General features: G+C 33.1%; 17 protein-coding genes. 7 read left to right on the forward strand and 10 right to left on the reverse strand.

Going from position 1 to position 17,307, the window contains the following annotated elements:
* The first annotated feature begins 327 nt into the window (after positions 1–327).
* Positions 328–1,308, forward strand: a complete 981-nt coding sequence (locus tag J2T59_RS01450) for a DMT family transporter (RefSeq protein ID WP_259133312.1) — start codon at positions 328–330, stop codon at positions 1,306–1,308.
* A gap of 67 nt (positions 1,309–1,375) precedes the next feature.
* On the opposite strand, the gene J2T59_RS01455 is transcribed toward J2T59_RS01450, so the two are convergent.
* A complete protein-coding gene (locus J2T59_RS01455; RefSeq protein WP_259133314.1) occupies positions 1,376–1,783 on the reverse strand; it encodes a helix-turn-helix domain-containing protein in 408 nt (135 codons plus the stop codon).
* A gap of 236 nt (positions 1,784–2,019) precedes the next feature.
* On the opposite strand from J2T59_RS01455, the gene groES reads away from it, so the two are divergent.
* The 6 genes from groES to pdxT all read left to right on the forward strand — a co-directional run bounded on the left by groES (position 2,020) and on the right by pdxT (position 10,304).
* Positions 2,020–2,295 carry a co-chaperone GroES gene (gene groES / locus J2T59_RS01460; protein ID WP_259133316.1) on the forward strand — a complete coding sequence of 92 codons (276 nt, stop codon included), beginning with the start codon at positions 2,020–2,022 and terminating at the stop codon, positions 2,293–2,295.
* Between the two features lie 33 nt (positions 2,296–2,328).
* Entirely contained in the window at positions 2,329–3,939 is a 1,611-nt protein-coding gene (gene groL, locus J2T59_RS01465; RefSeq protein WP_259133318.1) for a chaperonin GroEL, read from the forward strand.
* 275 nt (positions 3,940–4,214) lie between these two features.
* Positions 4,215–6,122 (forward strand): DNA topoisomerase (ATP-hydrolyzing) subunit B, encoded by a 1,908-nt coding sequence (gyrB, locus tag J2T59_RS01470; RefSeq protein ID WP_259133319.1) that lies wholly within the window; start codon positions 4,215–4,217, stop codon positions 6,120–6,122.
* Between the two features lie 18 nt (positions 6,123–6,140).
* Complete coding sequence (gene gyrA, locus J2T59_RS01475) at positions 6,141–8,615, forward strand: DNA gyrase subunit A (RefSeq protein ID WP_259133320.1); 2,475 nt, start codon at positions 6,141–6,143, stop codon at positions 8,613–8,615.
* Positions 8,616–8,697: 82 nt separating this feature from the next.
* Positions 8,698–9,594, forward strand: coding sequence for a pyridoxal 5'-phosphate synthase lyase subunit PdxS (gene pdxS / locus J2T59_RS01480; RefSeq protein WP_259133321.1), 897 nt, complete (start codon positions 8,698–8,700; stop codon positions 9,592–9,594).
* Between the two features lie 89 nt (positions 9,595–9,683).
* Entirely contained in the window at positions 9,684–10,304 is a 621-nt protein-coding gene (pdxT, locus tag J2T59_RS01485; protein WP_259133322.1) for a pyridoxal 5'-phosphate synthase glutaminase subunit PdxT, read from the forward strand.
* A 52-nt stretch (positions 10,305–10,356) separates the two neighbouring features.
* Here the strand turns inward: pdxT and J2T59_RS01490 are convergent, their stop codons facing one another.
* The 9 genes from J2T59_RS01490 to J2T59_RS01530 form a co-directional block, all read right to left on the reverse strand.
* Positions 10,357–10,764 (reverse strand): 30S ribosomal protein S6e, encoded by a 408-nt coding sequence (locus J2T59_RS01490; RefSeq protein ID WP_259133323.1) that lies wholly within the window; start codon positions 10,762–10,764, stop codon positions 10,357–10,359.
* Positions 10,765–10,832: 68 nt separating this feature from the next.
* The gene (gene infB, locus J2T59_RS01495) at positions 10,833–12,608 is read right to left on the reverse strand and encodes a translation initiation factor IF-2 (protein WP_259133324.1); all 1,776 of its coding nucleotides are present in this window, start codon (positions 12,606–12,608) and stop codon (positions 10,833–10,835) included.
* Between the two features lie 69 nt (positions 12,609–12,677).
* Positions 12,678–13,127, reverse strand: coding sequence for a nucleoside-diphosphate kinase (gene ndk / locus J2T59_RS01500; protein ID WP_259133325.1), 450 nt, complete (start codon positions 13,125–13,127; stop codon positions 12,678–12,680).
* 15 nt (positions 13,128–13,142) lie between these two features.
* A complete protein-coding gene (locus J2T59_RS01505; RefSeq protein ID WP_259133326.1) occupies positions 13,143–13,331 on the reverse strand; it encodes a 50S ribosomal protein L24e in 189 nt (62 codons plus the stop codon).
* A gap of 9 nt (positions 13,332–13,340) precedes the next feature.
* Positions 13,341–13,556: a 30S ribosomal protein S28e gene (locus J2T59_RS01510; protein WP_259133328.1), complete on the reverse strand. Its 216-nt coding sequence runs from the start codon at positions 13,554–13,556 to the stop codon at positions 13,341–13,343.
* Positions 13,557–13,588: 32 nt separating this feature from the next.
* Entirely contained in the window at positions 13,589–13,948 is a 360-nt protein-coding gene (gene rpl7ae, locus J2T59_RS01515) for a 50S ribosomal protein L7Ae (RefSeq protein WP_259133330.1), read from the reverse strand.
* A gap of 289 nt (positions 13,949–14,237) precedes the next feature.
* Positions 14,238–15,095 carry a hypothetical protein gene (locus J2T59_RS01520; protein WP_259133332.1) on the reverse strand — a complete coding sequence of 286 codons (858 nt, stop codon included), beginning with the start codon at positions 15,093–15,095 and terminating at the stop codon, positions 14,238–14,240.
* 125 nt (positions 15,096–15,220) lie between these two features.
* Positions 15,221–16,009 carry an ABC transporter permease gene (locus J2T59_RS01525; protein ID WP_259133334.1) on the reverse strand — a complete coding sequence of 263 codons (789 nt, stop codon included), beginning with the start codon at positions 16,007–16,009 and terminating at the stop codon, positions 15,221–15,223.
* Positions 16,010–16,639: an ABC transporter ATP-binding protein gene (locus J2T59_RS01530; protein ID WP_259133335.1), complete on the reverse strand. Its 630-nt coding sequence runs from the start codon at positions 16,637–16,639 to the stop codon at positions 16,010–16,012. It lies immediately after the preceding gene.
* Positions 16,640–17,307 lie beyond the last annotated feature (668 nt).

Below are 17,307 nucleotides of genomic sequence, written 5' to 3' on the forward strand. Positions count from 1 at the left end.
CAATAATCACCACAAAACTAAAAAAAATCTAAAAAAATCAAACATACAATAAAAAAATTCTAAATATAGAATTATAAATTAAAGATTAGTTCTATTAATCTTATTTTTACTTAATTAAAGTTATATTTTTAGTTAAATATTATTAAATGTTTTAAAATACCCTAATAAGCATCTAAATATAATTAAACTTCTTATTAATATATATTAAAGTTATTTTAATATTAATATAAATATAAAAGGTATTTATAACAATTATTATGTTTTTTAATCTTTTAAGTGTACTTATCCGATAGATATATATGTAAGAATTACTCTCCAGGTAGAATCATGGCTCAAATTACTAAAAATCAAAATAATGCGTATTTAAACGTAGTGATAGGTTGTTTAATTGCAGGAATGGTAGGTATTTTCTTAAATAGTATTAATAATATGCATGTTGGATCTATTTTATTTTATAGACTCTTATTTGGTTTTATAGTGCTATTTGGGTTCATAATACTTACAAAAAGATTAAATGAAATTAGATTAACAAAAAATAAGAGATATATTGCACTAATAGGGGTATTAAATGTAATTACATTGTTTTCATACTTTTCAGCGATACAATATACCAATATATCAATAGGCGTATTGTTATTATATACTGCTCCACTATACGTAATTATATTATCGCCTATTTTCTTGAAAGAAAGAATAACAATGCAAGGAATTGTAGGTCTAATGCTTGCAATTACAGGAATTTTAATGATTGTAAACCCAAATGATGCAGCGATCGCTGGTGGTACATATGTTAATTACACTCTTGGAGTGATTTTTGGACTTTTAGCAGGTCTTTCATTTGGGACTACCATAATTACAGTTAATTATCTAAAAGAATCATACACTGGGTTATCACAGTTATTTTGGTCTACAGGAATAAGTGTAATAATATTGATACCTTTTGCAATCAACACTTCATATCAAATAGTACTAGATAATCTAAGCATATTGATTGCATTTGGAGTAATTACAACAGCAATAGGTGCATTGTTCTACCTAAGTGGAATAGTTGCAATAAAGGCACAAAAAGCAGGGGTTTTGGCTTTGTTAGAACCCGTAAGTGGCATAATGTTTGGTTTTGCAATCTTAGGTGACCCTATATTTAGCAGCACAATAAAAGGTTGTATCTGTATAATGCTCGCAGGATTTATCGTAAGTATGTCAAAAGAACAGTTTTTCAAACTACAAAAAATTCCAAGTATTGTGATTGGCAGAGCACGTAATGACAATAGGTACCAAGAACAAGCAATTAATACAGAGTTATATTAAACATATATTTGCACAAGAAACAACTTTCAATCTTGTGCACTTATTTTTAAAGGATAGTAGTTGCACCTTATCTGTTTTTTATTCCTTTATTTTGATCTATTTCTTCAGCAACCTGTTCGAGTTCATCAAAGATGCGTTCCGAATCTTTTCTAATTTCCTGAACTGCTGCTTTAAGGCTACCGCCACGTAAGTATATGTACCTTTTTTTGCGATATAACAAACCTGATTGAATCAAGTTTCTAATATGATGATTAACTCTTGATGTACTTATACCTAAATCATTAGCAATCATTTCAGACGAGATATTGGTTTCACTTGGTATGTTGTTCAATAAATCCCTTATTATTTTTATTGAAATATCATCTATATCTCTTCCTGAAGACAACCCAAAAGAATCACAAATCCACCGGATATCTTTGTCCAAATCCTTTTCATTAGATTTTTCTATGTTGATTAATGTAATTTGTTGGGTCATGAGTAATTCTAACCAATATATCATATATAAATTTTATTTATTAAATAGAAATTATATCGATTTTTTTTTAATAATATAAATTTTATTATAATTATTTCTTTTTATAACTAACAATATCTACTATATATGAATAATTTAACTTTAATTGATTAAATTTTTATATTACTTATACATTTATAGCAACATAAAACTGGTTAATAGCCAGTGTTCAAAACCTTTTCAGGAGGACTGAAAATATGAAAATTAAACCAATCGGAGAAAGAGTCTTAATTAAACCTATAAAGCAAGAAGAGGTCACTAAAGGTGGCATATATATCCCAGAGTCTGCACAAAAAGACAGAAAAGAGGGGGTAGTAGTAGCCGTTGGAAAGTATGAGGATGGAAAAGATTTACCTCTTGAAGAAGGAGATCGTATCATATATGGTGGTTTCCAATCAGATGAAATAGACATTGATGGGAAAGAACATATGTTTATCGATTTCAAAGATGTATTAGCTATCGTTGAAGATTAAAAATATTAGTACAAATAAAAATGAGGTGAGAGTATGTCAACAAAACAATTGAAATTTGAAGAAAATGCACGTAATTCATTATTAGATGGTATCAACAAAGTAGCAGATACTGTGAAAATTACATTGGGACCAAGAGGAAGATACGTTGTCCTAGACAAAGAAACCAATCCTGTAGTTACAAATGATGGAGTTACAATTGCTAAAGAGATTGAATTAGTAGATAAGTTCGAGAATATTGGAGCAAAGCTTGTTAAAGAAGTTGCTTCAAAAACACAAGACAATACTGGAGATGGAACTACAACTGCAGCTCTATTAACACAAGCAATTCTGAAAGAAGGATTGAAAAACATTACATCTGGTGCAAACCCAATCGAGATTAAAAGGGGTATCGACAAGGCAACAGCACATATTGTTTCCCAGCTAAAGGCCAAGAGCGAGGATGTTGATGACAGGAACAAAATAGTTCAAGTTGCTACAATATCTGCCAACAATGACCAAGAAATCGGAAATCTAATCGCAGATGCAATGGAAAAAGTTGGCTATAATGGAGTAATTACAGTAGAAGAATCCAACAATATTGATACTGGTCTTGAGCTAGTCGAAGGTATGCAGTTTGATAGAGGATATTTATCACCATATATGGCAACTGACCATGAAAAAATGTTATGTGAACTCGAGAATCCTTATGTACTTGTGACTGATAAAAAGATTAACAGCCTTAACCAAATAGTTCCAGTTCTCGAAATGATAGCAAACAATGATAAAGGATTATTAATAATTTCACCTGACGTTGAAGGTGATGCACAAGCTGCACTTATTTTGAATATAATGAGAGCTTCACTTAAAGTTTGTGCAGTTAAAGCACCTGGTTTTGGAGATGAACAAAAGGAAATGTTGGAGGATATTGCTGCTGTAACAGGTGCTACTGTGATAACCGAAGACAAAGGGATGAAATTAGAAGAATTCTCAGAGGATATGCTTGGTACTGCAAGAAAGATTAATGTAGATAAGCAGAGCACTACTATCGTTGAAGGTTATGGGAAGAAGGAAGATATTGATCAAAGAGTGAAAATTTTAGAAGCTCAGATAGAATCTGAAGATTCAGATTATCGAAAGAAAGAATTAAGAAAAAGGTTAGCAAAACTTGGTGGAGGAGTAGCTGTTATTAAAGTAGGTGCTGCTACTGAAACTGAACTTAAAGAAAAGAAAATGAGAACCGATGACGCTTTAAATGCTACTAAGGCTGCAGTAGAAGAAGGTGTCGTTACTGGCGGTGGTGTTACATTATTCAGATTTGCAATGGACCTCGATAAATTAAATCTCGAAGATGATCAACAGATAGGTTTAGAAATTATTAAAAAAGCTTTGACTGAGCCTGTTAGACAAATTGGAGAAAATGCTGGTCGCGAGGGTGCCGAGATTGTGGCTGCTCTAAAGAATGAGACCAATGAACACTATGGATACAATGCTAAAAAAGATATATTTGAGAACCTCTTCGATGCAGGAGTTATAGATCCTGCCAAAGTTGTCAGAAGCAGCTTACAAAACGCAGCATCTATTGCAGGAATGGTATTGATTACCGAAGCATTAGTTGCGGACTATGAAGTAGAAAAAGATGATAAATCACCAGCAATCATTATATGATTGCTTTTTTTCTTTTTCTATTCCCAATTATTTTGTTTTGTATTGTTCTTTTACTTAAATTTGAATTACATGTAAATTTTTTAGTTCATTGATTTACACTAAATTTAATAAATATGAATACATATCAAATGTGTTCATAGCAGATTTTGATAGATTAGCAGAAACAGAAAAGTAGAATCTTTTAACTTTATTTTATACATTTTATTCCGCTCAATTGTTGAATGGATTTACCTAATTACTTGTATTATATTGGATTTTATGGAGAATAAATACATATGGATCAAAAAGAAATGTACGATGCAACTCATATACAAGTTCTTGAAGGACTTGAGGCTGTAAGAAAACGACCAAGTATGTATATTGGAAGTGTTGACAGTCGAGGTTTGCATCACTTAGTACATGAAGTTGTAGATAATAGTATCGATGAAGCCCTTGCAGGGTTCTGTAACAGAATCAATGTAATCATAAATCCAAACAACATTATAACCGTTATCGATGATGGTAGAGGAATTCCTGTAGATATTCATCCAAAATATGATAAATCAGCACTTGAGGTTGTAATGACTATACTCCATGCAGGTGGAAAATTCGATAAAAGCAATTACAAGGTCTCTGGAGGGTTACATGGTGTAGGTGTTTCTGTAGTAAATGCCCTATCAGAGTGGATGGATGTCGAAGTTAAACGTGATGGAAAACATTACTACCAGCGATATTTACGTGGTGTTCCAGAAAATGAAGTTGAACATGTTGGAGAAACTGGTGATTCAGGTACCACTATCAAATTCAAACCTGATACGACTATTTTTGAAACTGATGAATTTAGTTATGATTTACTTAGCAATAGACTTAGAGAACTTGCATTTCTAAACAAGGGAATAGAAATTGAACTTGAAGATAGAAGAGATGAAAGTGATTACAAAAAAGATCTTTTTAGGTATGAAGGAGGAATCAAGTCCTTTGTTGAACACCTAAATAAAAACCGCCAAGCTTTGCATAAAGATCCCATTTATCTTGAAAGAGAAAAGGATGAAATATTAGTCGAAATAGCTCTCCAATACACTGATACTTATGCTGAGCACATCTACTCTTTTGCAAACAACATCAATACACATGAAGGTGGAACGCATCTAATAGGATTTAAATCGGCCCTTACCCGTGTAACAAACGATTACATAAGAAAGAATAACCTATCAAAGGATAGCTCTAAATTGTCTGGAGAAGATATTAGAGAAGGGTTGACTTCCATAATAAGTGTTAAAATACCAGAACCTCAATTCGAAGGGCAAACAAAAACACGTTTAGGAAACAGTGAGGTTAAAGGCATTGTTGATTCTCTTGTTTCAGAGAGTCTCTCTGAGTTTTTAGAAGAAAATCCAAAGGTTGCAAATCAAATTATACAAAAAGCACTATCTGCAAAAAGAGCAAGAGAAGCTGCAAAAAAAGCTAGAGAACTAACTAGAAGGAAAAGTGCACTTGAAATTAGTACGCTACCTGGGAAATTAGCTGATTGTTCTGAAAAAGATCCAGCTTTTAGTGAATTATACTTAGTAGAAGGTGATTCTGCTGGTGGATCGGCAAAACAAGGCCGACATAGAGCATTCCAAGCCATATTACCTTTCAGAGGTAAAATAATAAATGTAGAAAAAGCAAGGCTTGGCAAGATGTTAAAGAATAAAGAAATTCTTTCACTCATCACAGCCCTGGGTACTGGGATTGGTGATGAATTTGACATAACTAAAACTAGATATCATAAAATAATCATCATGACTGATGCAGATGTTGATGGAGCACATATCAGAACACTTATTTTAACTTTTATTTTCAGGTACATGACTGAACTAGTAGATGCTGGTTACCTCTACATTGCACAACCCCCATTGTACCAAATAAAAAAAGGTAAATCCGAATATTATGTTTATACAGAAAATGGTTTAAAAACTAAATTGAACGAATTGGGAAATAAGGGAGTTACATATCAGCGCTACAAAGGTTTAGGAGAGATGAATCCTGAGCAGCTCTGGAAAACAACGATGAATCCGGAAACTAGAACACTTTTAAAGGTAACAATGGATGATGCAGTTGCAGCTGACGAAGTGTTTTCCATTTTGATGGGAGATGATGTAGAGCCACGGAGAGAATTCATACAACGAAATGCAAAAGAAGTTGTAAATCTAGATGTGTGATTACCGATAGGTGAAATAATGGAAGATAACAATCAAAGTAACTCTAAAATTGATAATAATAGACTTGGTGCAAATGATGGTCATGTAGTACCTATTTTTATTGAAGATGAAATGAAAAAGTCATATATTGACTATGCAATGAGTGTTATTGTTGGTCGAGCTTTACCTGATGCAAAGGATGGATTGAAGCCTGTCCATAGAAGAATATTATATGCTATGAAAGAAGCTGGGATTACATTTGACAAAAGTTATAAGAAGTCTGCACGTGTAGTGGGAGACGTTCTTGGTAAATATCATCCACATGGCGATATGGCAGTTTATGATTCCATTGTTAGAATGGTTCAAGATTTTTCATTAAGATATCCATTAATTGATGGTCAAGGTAATTTTGGGTCAATAGATGGAGATTCTGCTGCAGCAATGAGATATACTGAAGTCCGTATGGATAAAATATCTGAAGAGCTGTTAAAAGATATCGATAAAGAAACTGTTGATTTTAGACCGAACTATGATGGTTCACTATCTGAACCTATCGTTTTACCTGCAAAGCTGCCTAACCTATTGATTAACGGATCTACAGGGATTGCGGTTGGTATGGCTACAAACATGCCTCCACACAATATTGGTGAAGTCATTAATGGACTTTCAATGATGATAGATAACCCTGATATTTCTATTAATGAATTGATGGAAGTTATCAAAGGTCCTGATTTTCCTACTGCTGGAATGATTATAGGTACACAAGGTATAAAGGATGCTTATCGTACAGGGAGAGGTAGAGTAAAAGTACGTGCAATTGCAGAAATTGAAGAGATTCGAAACGATAAGTATAGAATCATAGTCACTGAATTGCCATATCAAGTAAACAAAGCAAAGCTAATTGAAGATATAGCCGGACTTGTAAGAGATAAAAGAATTTCTGGTATTTCAGATTTAAGAGATGAGTCTGATAGAGATGGAATAAGGGTTGTAATCGAACTTAGTAGGGGTTCGAATCCTAATATAATTTTGAATCAACTTTATAAGCATACACAAATGCAAACTACTTTTGGTATAATCAATCTAGCACTAGTAGACGATGTACCAAATGTGCTTAACCTAAAAGAAATATTGAGAATTTATCTAGACCACAGAATTGATGTTATACAAAAAAGAAGTCAGTTTGAGTTGACAAAAGCAGAAAAAAGGGCTCATATACTAAATGGATTAAAGATAGCTCTAGATAATATAGATGAAATAATTAGTACTATACGAGCTTCTGATACTACTGAAAATGCTAAGAATAACCTTATCAATAAGTTTCCATTAGATGAAGTTCAGGCAAAAGCCATCCTTGAGATGAGATTACAGAAACTAACCGGACTTGAAAGAAAGAAAATCGATGAAGAGTACGATGGGCTTTTAGAGTTTATTAAAGAATTAAAAGAAATACTTGGAAGTACTCCTAAGAAATATGAAATTATTAAAGAAGAGTTACTCGAATTACGTGAAAACTATTCAGATACCCGGAAAACAATCATACAAAAGTCAGATTATGAAATAGATGATGAAGACCTAGTCCCGAAAGAAGATGTTGTAGTTACTATAACACATTCAGGATACATAAAGAGACTTCCTCAAGATACATATAATCTCCAACATCGAGGTGGCAGAGGTATTGTTGGCATGGAAACTAAAGATAATGATTTTGTTGAAAATATCTTTGTTGCTTCAACTCATGACTATCTTTTGTTCTTTACTAATACAGGAAGAGTTTATTGTAAAAAGGTGTATGAAATACCACAATCAAGTCGACAATCACGAGGAAAAGCCATAGTTAACCTTCTTGATCTGAAAGATGAATATATCACTACAATGATACCAATTACCGAGTTTGGTGACTCACATTACCTTTTAATGAGCACTAAAAAAGGAATTGTTAAGAAATGTCAACTTTCTGAATTTAGAAACAAAAGAAAAAATGGTATTGTTGCAATTAGTTTAGATGAGGATGATGAGCTTTCAAATGTAATTCTTACCGACGGCTCTAAAGATGTTATAATTGTATCTAGACATGGTAAAGCTATTCGATTTAAAGAAACAGATGTAAGAAAGATGGGACGCACCGCACGTGGTGTACGTGGAATTAGGCTTGAAGAAGAAGACTTAGTAGTCAGCATCGATGTGGTTGATGATGATAAAGATGCGACACTTCTTACAATAACTGAAAAAGGATTCGGAAAAAGAACACTCTTTAATGAATATAGATCAATGAGAAGAGGTGGGAAAGGTATAATTACCATTGTCACAAGTCTTAGAAATGGGCCCGTAGTGAACATAAAAACAGTGAAAAACGAAGATGAGGTAATGCTAACAACTTCTAATGGAATTGTTATTAGAATACCTGTTAAAGATATTAGAGTACAAGGACGCAATACAAAAGGAGTGAAGATTATGAATGTTCGTCCAGAAGATAAAGTTGTGGGTGTTGCTCGTATAAAATCTGATGAATGATATGGTTATTTACTGCCAATAAGTAATGTATTTAAATATATGTGATATTATCAAATAATTAATTCTAATAAGGATGATTAAAATGGAATTAGAGAATTTAAAACATGGGACAGAACTAATTAAAAGAGGATTTGCTAAAATGCAGAAAGGTGGAGTCATAATGGATGTCACTACCCCTGAACAAGCTAAGATCGCCGAGAATGCGGGGGCTGTCGCTGTAATGGCATTGCAAGCTGTACCTGCAGACATTAGAAAGGCTGGAGGAGTTGCAAGAATGGCAGATCCTGAAATAGTGTCAAGCATTATCGATGTAGTTACAATACCCGTTATGGCAAAAGCACGTATTGGCCATTTTGTAGAGGCGGAAATCCTTGAAAGTCTTGGTGTTGACATGGTTGATGAATCCGAAGTGTTAACTCCAGCAGATGACCAGTATCATATTGACAAAACTCAATACAATGTTCCATTTGTCTGTGGTGCACGTAATCTAGGAGAGGCTCTTAGAAGAATATATGAAGGAGCCGCAATGATTAGGACTAAAGGGGAAGCTGGAACAGGTGATGTAAGTGAAGCTGTGAGACATATGAAACAAATCATGGGTGAAATACATGAGCTTAAAGGAAAGAACAAAGAAGAGCTTTTGATGTATGCACGAGATATTGAGGCTCCATCCGAACTATTGTTAGAAACAGCTAAATTACAACGTTTACCCGTAGTTAATTTTGCAGCTGGCGGTATTGCTACTCCTGCTGATGCTGCTTTAATGATGAGACTAGGTTCTGACGGCATATTTGTAGGTTCTGGTATATTTAAAGCTGAGAATCCTGAAATTATGGCAAAGGCAATTGTAAAAGCTGCTAATAATTATGATAACCCAAAGGTACTTGCAGAAGTTTCAAAAGGAATTGGTTCAGGCATGAAAGGGACAAGTATTAGCACAATACCACAAGAAGAAAGTTTACAAATACGTGGATGGTAACTTAGCTTTTTCCTTGCTTATACATAATTTTATAAATCCGCATAAGATCCAGCCAGATTATGAGATTTTTTGAAATTAAATATTAAACCATGAGAACTCTTACAATTGGTATTATTGCTTTACAAGGAGATGTAGCAGAACATCAAAATATGCTACACAATGCCTTGGATAATTTAGGTTTGAAAGGTAACATTATCATGATAAAGCATCATGGTAGCGTAAAATCTTGCGATGGAATAATCTTAACAGGTGGTGAAAGCACCACTTTGTCAAGTTTATTGATATCAGAAGGAATTAATGAAGAAATCATAGAAGCTCATAATAAAAGAATACCAATCATGGGAACCTGTGCTGGAATGATTGTGTTAGCAAAAGAGGGAGATGAGCAAGTAAAGAAAACAGGTCAGTACTTGTTATCCTTAATGAACATAAAAGTTAAAAGGAATATTTTTGGACGACAAAAAGATTCATTTGAAACAGAAATAGATGTGAAATTTTTAGATAGGCCCTATAAAGGTGTTTTTATTAGAGCACCTGCAATAGTAGAGTTTGGAAGTACAGTAACTCCTCTTAGTTATATGAACAACGTTGTTGTTGCCGCAGAAGAAGATAACTTATTAGTTTTAGCATTTCATCCAGAACTTACTAATGATACAAGAATGCATGAGTATTTTCTAAATAAAGTTTTGGACTTAATTGAAAATAAGTGAATTAATTTGATTATCTATGTAAGAAACTTAAAAGGTTGAGAATAGGAATAGGTTAATTCTCAGCCTCTACATTTTCTTCAGAACCGCCACCAAGAATTTCTTCAATCGACTTATCACCATAAGAAATTACTTTAGTATTGATTTGAACTGTATCTGTTGCGATTTCACGACCATGCATTAATTTTCTTCTACGAACACCTTTTGATTTAGGAGTATAACCTACACTTTTAGAAACTAAGATCTTGCGCCTTTTTGGGCCAGGAATATCTCTTCTCATAACTACTCCAGTTTTATCGCTTCCACCAGTGACCTTCAGTGTATATCCTTTAAGCCCTAAGATGTTACCATCAAAATTATCTCCAATTGACTTACCTAACAATTTATTTGCTTCGGAACCTTTTAGATCAAACTGATATGTTTTTGACTTTGGATCCGAAACTACTACTTTAAAATCTGCCATTATTTCTCCTCCAATTGCTTATACAATTTGTTTCATATAATTTAAATTATTCAATGATTATCGTTATTTTACTTTGCCCAAAATGGGTTATCTTTTCTTTTAATATCTAAGAATGTTTCGAATGATTCGATTTCATCTGCATTCAAAGAGTTATGTAATTCTTTTTCAAGCACCTTGGCATGCTTTTCAGGAACATTTACAAACAGTGTATCACCTTCTTTGAGTTGTCTACCAACCGTAGGTCCATCAATAGCCATGGCTACTTCCATGCCAACTGTAGCTTTATTTATATTCTCACCCTCAAGTTGGAGACCTTTAACTTTCCCAATTACATCGCCCTCTGTAGTAGCTATCTCTACATTATTCTTTACAGTCCCACCTACTATCTTTACACCAACAACAGCTGGCTTACTTTGTCGGAAGACACAACCTGGCATTACTAAGAATCTACCAGGTTTTACAATGAGTTCAGCAATATTCTTTTCGGATTTCTCTTTTTTCTCTGATACCCAGTCTTTATAGTCATCTATTAGTCTGTATATAACATCATTTTTGAAGACTTTAAGGTCTAAAGATTTCATCTTTTCTTTGGCATCTGGCAAAATATTCACATTAAATCCAATTATAACTGAATAATAGAGATCGTCGATAGCACTTACTTCAATAACATCTCTTTGTGAGATATCTCCAACTCCAGCCTTGCGAATAGGTATTTCTTCTTTTGTTAATTCATTTACAAGCGCTTCCAGTGAACCAATAGTATCGGCTTTTATAGTGACACCTTTAGTTCCTGTTGGCAATGTGACTTGGTCAAGTTCAGATTTAATTTCCCTTGCTACCTCATCAACATTTTCACTATTTGCAACTCTTAGAGGAGTTCCTGCTAATGCCTCATCTAATGATGGTGCAGCAATCTTTACACCTATTGCAGCAGTTACTTCATCTACAGCTTTGAATTTTTCCTCTGTATGGATTTCTTTCAAAGGACTTGGCTTCAACAATGCCCTTACTTTTGTGACAATAGGATCACCTAAACTGCCAACTACAACTGTATCTCCCTTCTTCAGCTTTCCATCGTATAAAATTAGATCTATTGTAGTTCCAAGACCTTTTTCTTCTTTGATTTCTAGTACCGTTCCTATCCCAGGATTATTGGCATTAAAGTGTAGGTTAGATTCTAAGAATTTTTGAGCTAGTCCTAAAAGAACCATAAGAATATCAGGTATTCCCTCACCGCTTAAAGCACTGATTGGAACTATGCCTATATTTTTTTGGAAATCCTTTACTCGGTCATACCTCTCAGAGTTAAATCCCTGTTCGTATAATTTTCCAACTAGTTCATAAGTCTTGGTATCTATTATTTGCTGTACATAATCATTCTGTTTATTGAAAGCTTGAGAAAATGGTTCGTTAGGACAGCTTCTCCAGCCAGAAATTCGATCAACCTTATTAGCTGCTACTAGGAAAGGAGTTTTAAAACGTTTGAGAATTTGAAGACTTTCAATAGTTTGAGGCATGAATCCTTCATTGATGTCAACAATTACAATAGCTAGATCTGCAAGTGCACCACCACGGCTTCTAAGTGAAGTAAAAGCATGGTGCCCAGGTGTATCTATAAAAAGAAGTCCAGGAACTATGAATTGATTTAGCAATTGTGGCTGTCCACATTTATTTACAATTGTTTCTATAGGAACTTCAGTTGCACCAATGTGTTGTGTAATAGCACCAGCTTCCCCTGATGTCACAGTAGTACCTCTAATTTTATCTAAAAGAGATGTTTTACCATGATCTACATGACCCATAACACAAACTATTGGTGTTCTCAATGTATCCTGCTTTCCCATCTTTGAAGACTCTCCCCTAATAAGATTTGATTGAAATCAAACTTAAAAATGTAATTAGGTGTTTTTTAATCACTCATAGAGGCAGGGCTCATCTATCTTCGCATAGTCTACAATTTCATTATCATTAAAATGTAGAGCTATTTCTTTATCAGCTGACTCCTTTGAGTCTGATGCATGAACCACATTTCTACCTGTTTCAATAGCAAAATCACCACGTATGGTTCCAGGTGTAGCTTCTACTGGGTTTGTAGACCCATTGATTGTCCGCATGATAGATATTGCATTTTTTCCTTTAACTACCATTGAAACTGAAGGCCCTGAAGTAACATAAGATATCAAAGAACCAAAAAATGGTTTATTCTCATGTTCAGCATAATGTTTTTGAGCTTTTTCTTCACTGATAGTATTCATTCTAAGAGCCGCTACTTTTAGTCCTCGCTTTTCAATTCGAGAAATGATTTCGCCTACAAGACCTCGTTGAACACCGTCTGGTTTAATCATTACGTAAGATTCTTCCATTTATATACCCCATATTTATTGCTTTTTGAGATATATTCTACCTTGTTCGGTCCATACTGTACGCCTTGGGAGTCTACCCAACTTATTGTTGTTCTCACATTTAGATGAACAAAAATAATAAGTTGAACCATCTTTCTTAGCATATAGAGATCCACAGCCTGGTTGAAGTAGTTCACCACAAAATGAACATTTTCTTTGTTCCATTAGATACCATCACCTTGTAGTTAATTTCTTTGCTTCTCTAGATGTTTCTAGTAACATAAATACATCGCCGATTCTAACTGGCCCTACACAGTTACGTGTAATTATTCTTCCCTTATCTCTACCTTCAAGAACACGACATTGTATCTGACTGGCTTCTCCATGCATGCCTGTATTACCTATAACATCAATTACTTCAGCTGCAAATCCAGTGTTATCATCTGCCATACCAAATTTCCCCATCTTCATTTATGATTTATTCATTCATTAAGAGAGTTGATCTTTTCAGTGATATCATCAACTAACTCTTTGCCTTTACCTGCATCAGTTATTGCTACTGCTGCACATGCAACTCCTATTCCACAAGCTGCACCAAGTTCTTTTTGTTCCTTGACAAAGATATAGGGTGTATTCTTCTCTTCACATAGTACTGGTAGGTGTGCTATTATTTCCTCAGGAGTTACATCCTCTGCAATTATGGTTATTTTTGTAATACCACGCTCTATTGCTTTCGTAGCTTCATTAGTCCCTTTTTTTACTTTACCGGTATCTCTTGCCATTTCAAGTGCTTCGAGTGACTTATTGACTAACTCTTCTGGAACTTCGATTTTCTTTATCATTTTACATTTCTCCTTCAAAATCACAATATTTAGAATATCGTGATTTTTCATCAATCATTGTATTTTATTGTATTTTTTATAATAATTTGAATTATTGTTAATTTTATTTATTTTAGCTAATAGCTAACGTGTTTTAGTCAGAAAACCAAGCTAACTATTTTGGTTTAATGAATATTTCTTTTACATAAATACCTTATGCTAATAATATAATGCAGCTACAATTGCATACTAATGTATAAATCTTCTGATTCAAGTGAAGTTATTATGATATGATGATATATCATAATAATTACATTTCATCTGGCTCAATTGGTTCGCTTAAAACTAGTTCAAATGAACCTTGAATAGTTACTTTCAAGATATCATCTATTTCTTCAACCGTATACTCCAAATTATCAGTTTCAGAAAGATCATCGATTAGCTCCACAAGTTCTTCACTTGGATTTTCATATATTGCCTGACGAGCATATTCATTAGTATCTGTCCCAGCATAACCAACGTACAATAGATCAAAATGATTGTTACCTGATCCAATAACCTGTTGGAATTTATGTTCATTGACATCAGCATATTCTAAAATAGATTCAAATTGGTCATTTCCTTCTTTTTCCTCAACTATAATGTCAATAAATGACTCTATATCATTTTGCTGGCCTAAAGCCATTGGAGTTCCTATCGACATAAAGTATGCTTCACCAACTGGTAAAATTGGATAGTCTTTGTGCATATAAGGTTCACCAAAAGGAATACCTATATGGTCATCTTCGATCGTAGATAATTCAAATGATGATTGCTGACCTGTTACTATATATGTATTAATCAATTTAGAGTTAAACATACGTTCAATATTATCAAGACTTTCACCAAAAAGCATTTCAAATGATGTACCTCTTACTTTTGAAACGTCAACAAATTGTGCAGAGGCTACTTCTCCAGGAGTTAAATCTAATGCATCTGATATTGAGTTTATAGGACTATTTACAGTTTCCCCAGGTATTGCATTAAAGGGAATTGGGTCCATTCTTTCCTGTTCTTGTTCATCATTTTGTTCTGGTGGAGATATGGCCGTGAATGCAATTGCAAAAACTGCCCCTACCATTATAACAGCTAAGAAAATAGCGATATACTTGAGGTTGTTGTTATTCATGTTGAGTACCTTCACTGTGATTTGTGTTATTAAGAAGATCCATTTTATATTAACTATTCGCCACAAATATATCATAATTTAAATATAAATATATTGTAGTTACAGTTCAGAACCATTTAATTTACTCAGTTGCTAAATATTTCTTGTTTTACAAGTCCATATCTATCGAAACCAAATCTTATCGTCATAAGGAGAGTTAAAGAAACTGTTAACATAGTAGATACATATATTCCAATCATGATAGCTAGCTGATAAGTAACTGCTAATAAAGGTGATTCGCCTGCAAGAAGTAAACCGGTCATCATACCAGGAAGAGTTACAATTCCTATAGTTACCATGCTAGCAAGTGTAGGTTGCAGGGATGATAATAGGCTATTTCTAATATAAGGCATTAAAGCCTCATATTTTTTTGCACCGAAGGAAAGTCTATTGGTATAACTCATTTCGTCGTGCTTTAAGGATCTAAAAAAGTCACTTAAACCAACCACGTTACCTCTTAAAGAATTGCCCAAAAACATTCCAGCTATAGGAATTAAATATCTAGCCTCAAACAAATTGTCTAATCTAATAACAAAGTGATTAAAATATAGCAATACTAAAACATTACCTAAAAAAAAAGCAGCTGCTACTGGTAATATAAGATCTCTTACTTTTAAGTTTATATCTTTAATAGAAGTATATCCAGCCACCACTAACATAATCAAAATCCAACTAAAATTCACATAACTATTATTTAGATCAAAAAGAAATGTCAAGAATATTCCAACTAAAAATAATTGGATTGACATTCTAGCTACAGTAACTAATGTCTTGCTGATCAATTTTAATTTGATATAATAACTTATTAACAAGGGTATTAAGAGCAATAATAAACACAAAAAAAGGGAAAAAGAAGATATTTCATAAGTGTCCATTTATTCACCTATCGGTATTACCTTAATATTATTTGATTCCCACTGAGAATCATGTGAGGCTATTATAAGAGTCAAATCGTTTTGCTCTAAAAAGTAGTTTATTACTTTGCTTTTCATCTCATTATCTAAGGACGATGTAATTTCGTCAAGAAGATAAATCTCCCGAGGCAATAAAATTGCCAAAATAATGCATATCCTTTGTTTTTCTCCCCCAGAGAGACTATCATATTCTTGGTATAATTTATTTTTATCAAGATTGAAATAATTCATTAAGGAATCTATTTTAGAGTAATCCAAGTCCTGTGCATTATTGTTATAAGAGAAAATTTCTTTAAATATATCTATAACTGGACCTTCCCATACATCTGAATGCTGCGATATGTAGCAAACATTTTTCCTTACTTCCCAAATATTATCACAGTTTAGAGATTTACCTCTAAAATTAATTGATCCAAGAGAAGGAAACGTGAATCCCATTAGAAGCTTTAAGAGTGTTGATTTACCTGTACCTGACTTTCCTTTAAAAAGAACTTTTTCACCTTTTTTTAGTTTCAGGTTGAATTTTTTCACAATATCTTCATTATTGAAGCTAACAGTCACATCTTTGTATTCAACTAACACTGTAGTCATATTCCTTTCATTTTTACAAGTTTTCTAAGGTAGTAATATAAAGGCCTGAATGCTGGTATATTAAACCTTAGATTGATGTAACAAATATAATCTTTTAAGCTAACAACTGTTTTATCAAAAGTTTTGTTAGTAACAACTGGTAATAAGAATCAAATTCTTTGTAATAGAATCCCTAAAATGGGATACTGTTTTATTAAATTTAATTTAATCACTTGACTTTTAGCCTTGAGTCGCGCTATTTGAACTAACATTAAAATTATTATAAGGTTGGATTAGTATTTTACTACTAATTTTATTCATTGTAGTTGAAACAGCACTCATAAACTATCTATATAAATGTGAAAAAACAACAAGTTTCTATGAAAACTTAGTCCTGATACATAGCATACAACCTATTAATTTCAGGAAGATTGAAACATATTTAACTAAAATATGATTGTTTTTTAGTTACCACTAAGTCAAGTATAAACTGCTACACTCTTTTTCGATTAACATTGTTCAGATTTAGGTTTAGTGTCAACCTTTAATAGAAAAAGGACAATATTATAAATTGGAGACTTTAAACTTTTTAGATAATACAATTTAGATGAAATTAAAATATATACATATTATTTTGAAGTCTTACGAGTCGAGCTAATTGTTATAAGTGATTTTACTTCAATATCAAT

Origin of the sequence: Methanosalsum natronophilum, from assembly GCF_024808815.1 — an archaeon.
Lineage (GTDB): Archaea > Halobacteriota > Methanosarcinia > Methanosarcinales > Methanosarcinaceae > Methanosalsum > Methanosalsum natronophilum.

Coding starts and splice junctions, on each gene's coding strand:
- J2T59_RS01450 (WP_259133312.1), top strand. CDS start 328: ATGGCTCAAATTACTAAAAATCAAAATAATGCGTATTTAAACGTAGTG.
- J2T59_RS01455 (WP_259133314.1), bottom strand. CDS start 1,783: ATGACCCAACAAATTACATTAATCAACATAGAAAAATCTAATGAAAAG.
- J2T59_RS01510 (WP_259133328.1), bottom strand. CDS start 13,556: ATGGCAGATGATAACACTGGATTTGCAGCTGAAGTAATTGATGTTATA.
- gyrB (WP_259133319.1), top strand. CDS start 4,215: ATGGATCAAAAAGAAATGTACGATGCAACTCATATACAAGTTCTTGAA.
- J2T59_RS01490 (WP_259133323.1), bottom strand. CDS start 10,764: ATGGCAGATTTTAAAGTAGTAGTTTCGGATCCAAAGTCAAAAACATAT.
- pdxS (WP_259133321.1), top strand. CDS start 8,698: ATGGAATTAGAGAATTTAAAACATGGGACAGAACTAATTAAAAGAGGA.
- groES (WP_259133316.1), top strand. CDS start 2,020: ATGAAAATTAAACCAATCGGAGAAAGAGTCTTAATTAAACCTATAAAG.
- pdxT (WP_259133322.1), top strand. CDS start 9,684: ATGAGAACTCTTACAATTGGTATTATTGCTTTACAAGGAGATGTAGCA.
- J2T59_RS01520 (WP_259133332.1), bottom strand. CDS start 15,095: ATGAATAACAACAACCTCAAGTATATCGCTATTTTCTTAGCTGTTATA.
- ndk (WP_259133325.1), bottom strand. CDS start 13,127: ATGGAAGAATCTTACGTAATGATTAAACCAGACGGTGTTCAACGAGGT.
- J2T59_RS01530 (WP_259133335.1), bottom strand. CDS start 16,639: ATGACTACAGTGTTAGTTGAATACAAAGATGTGACTGTTAGCTTCAAT.
- J2T59_RS01505 (WP_259133326.1), bottom strand. CDS start 13,331: ATGGAACAAAGAAAATGTTCATTTTGTGGTGAACTACTTCAACCAGGC.
- gyrA (WP_259133320.1), top strand. CDS start 6,141: ATGGAAGATAACAATCAAAGTAACTCTAAAATTGATAATAATAGACTT.
- infB (WP_259133324.1), bottom strand. CDS start 12,608: ATGGGAAAGCAGGATACATTGAGAACACCAATAGTTTGTGTTATGGGT.
- J2T59_RS01525 (WP_259133334.1), bottom strand. CDS start 16,009: ATGGACACTTATGAAATATCTTCTTTTTCCCTTTTTTTGTGTTTATTA.
- groL (WP_259133318.1), top strand. CDS start 2,329: ATGTCAACAAAACAATTGAAATTTGAAGAAAATGCACGTAATTCATTA.
- rpl7ae (WP_259133330.1), bottom strand. CDS start 13,948: ATGATAAAGAAAATCGAAGTTCCAGAAGAGTTAGTCAATAAGTCACTC.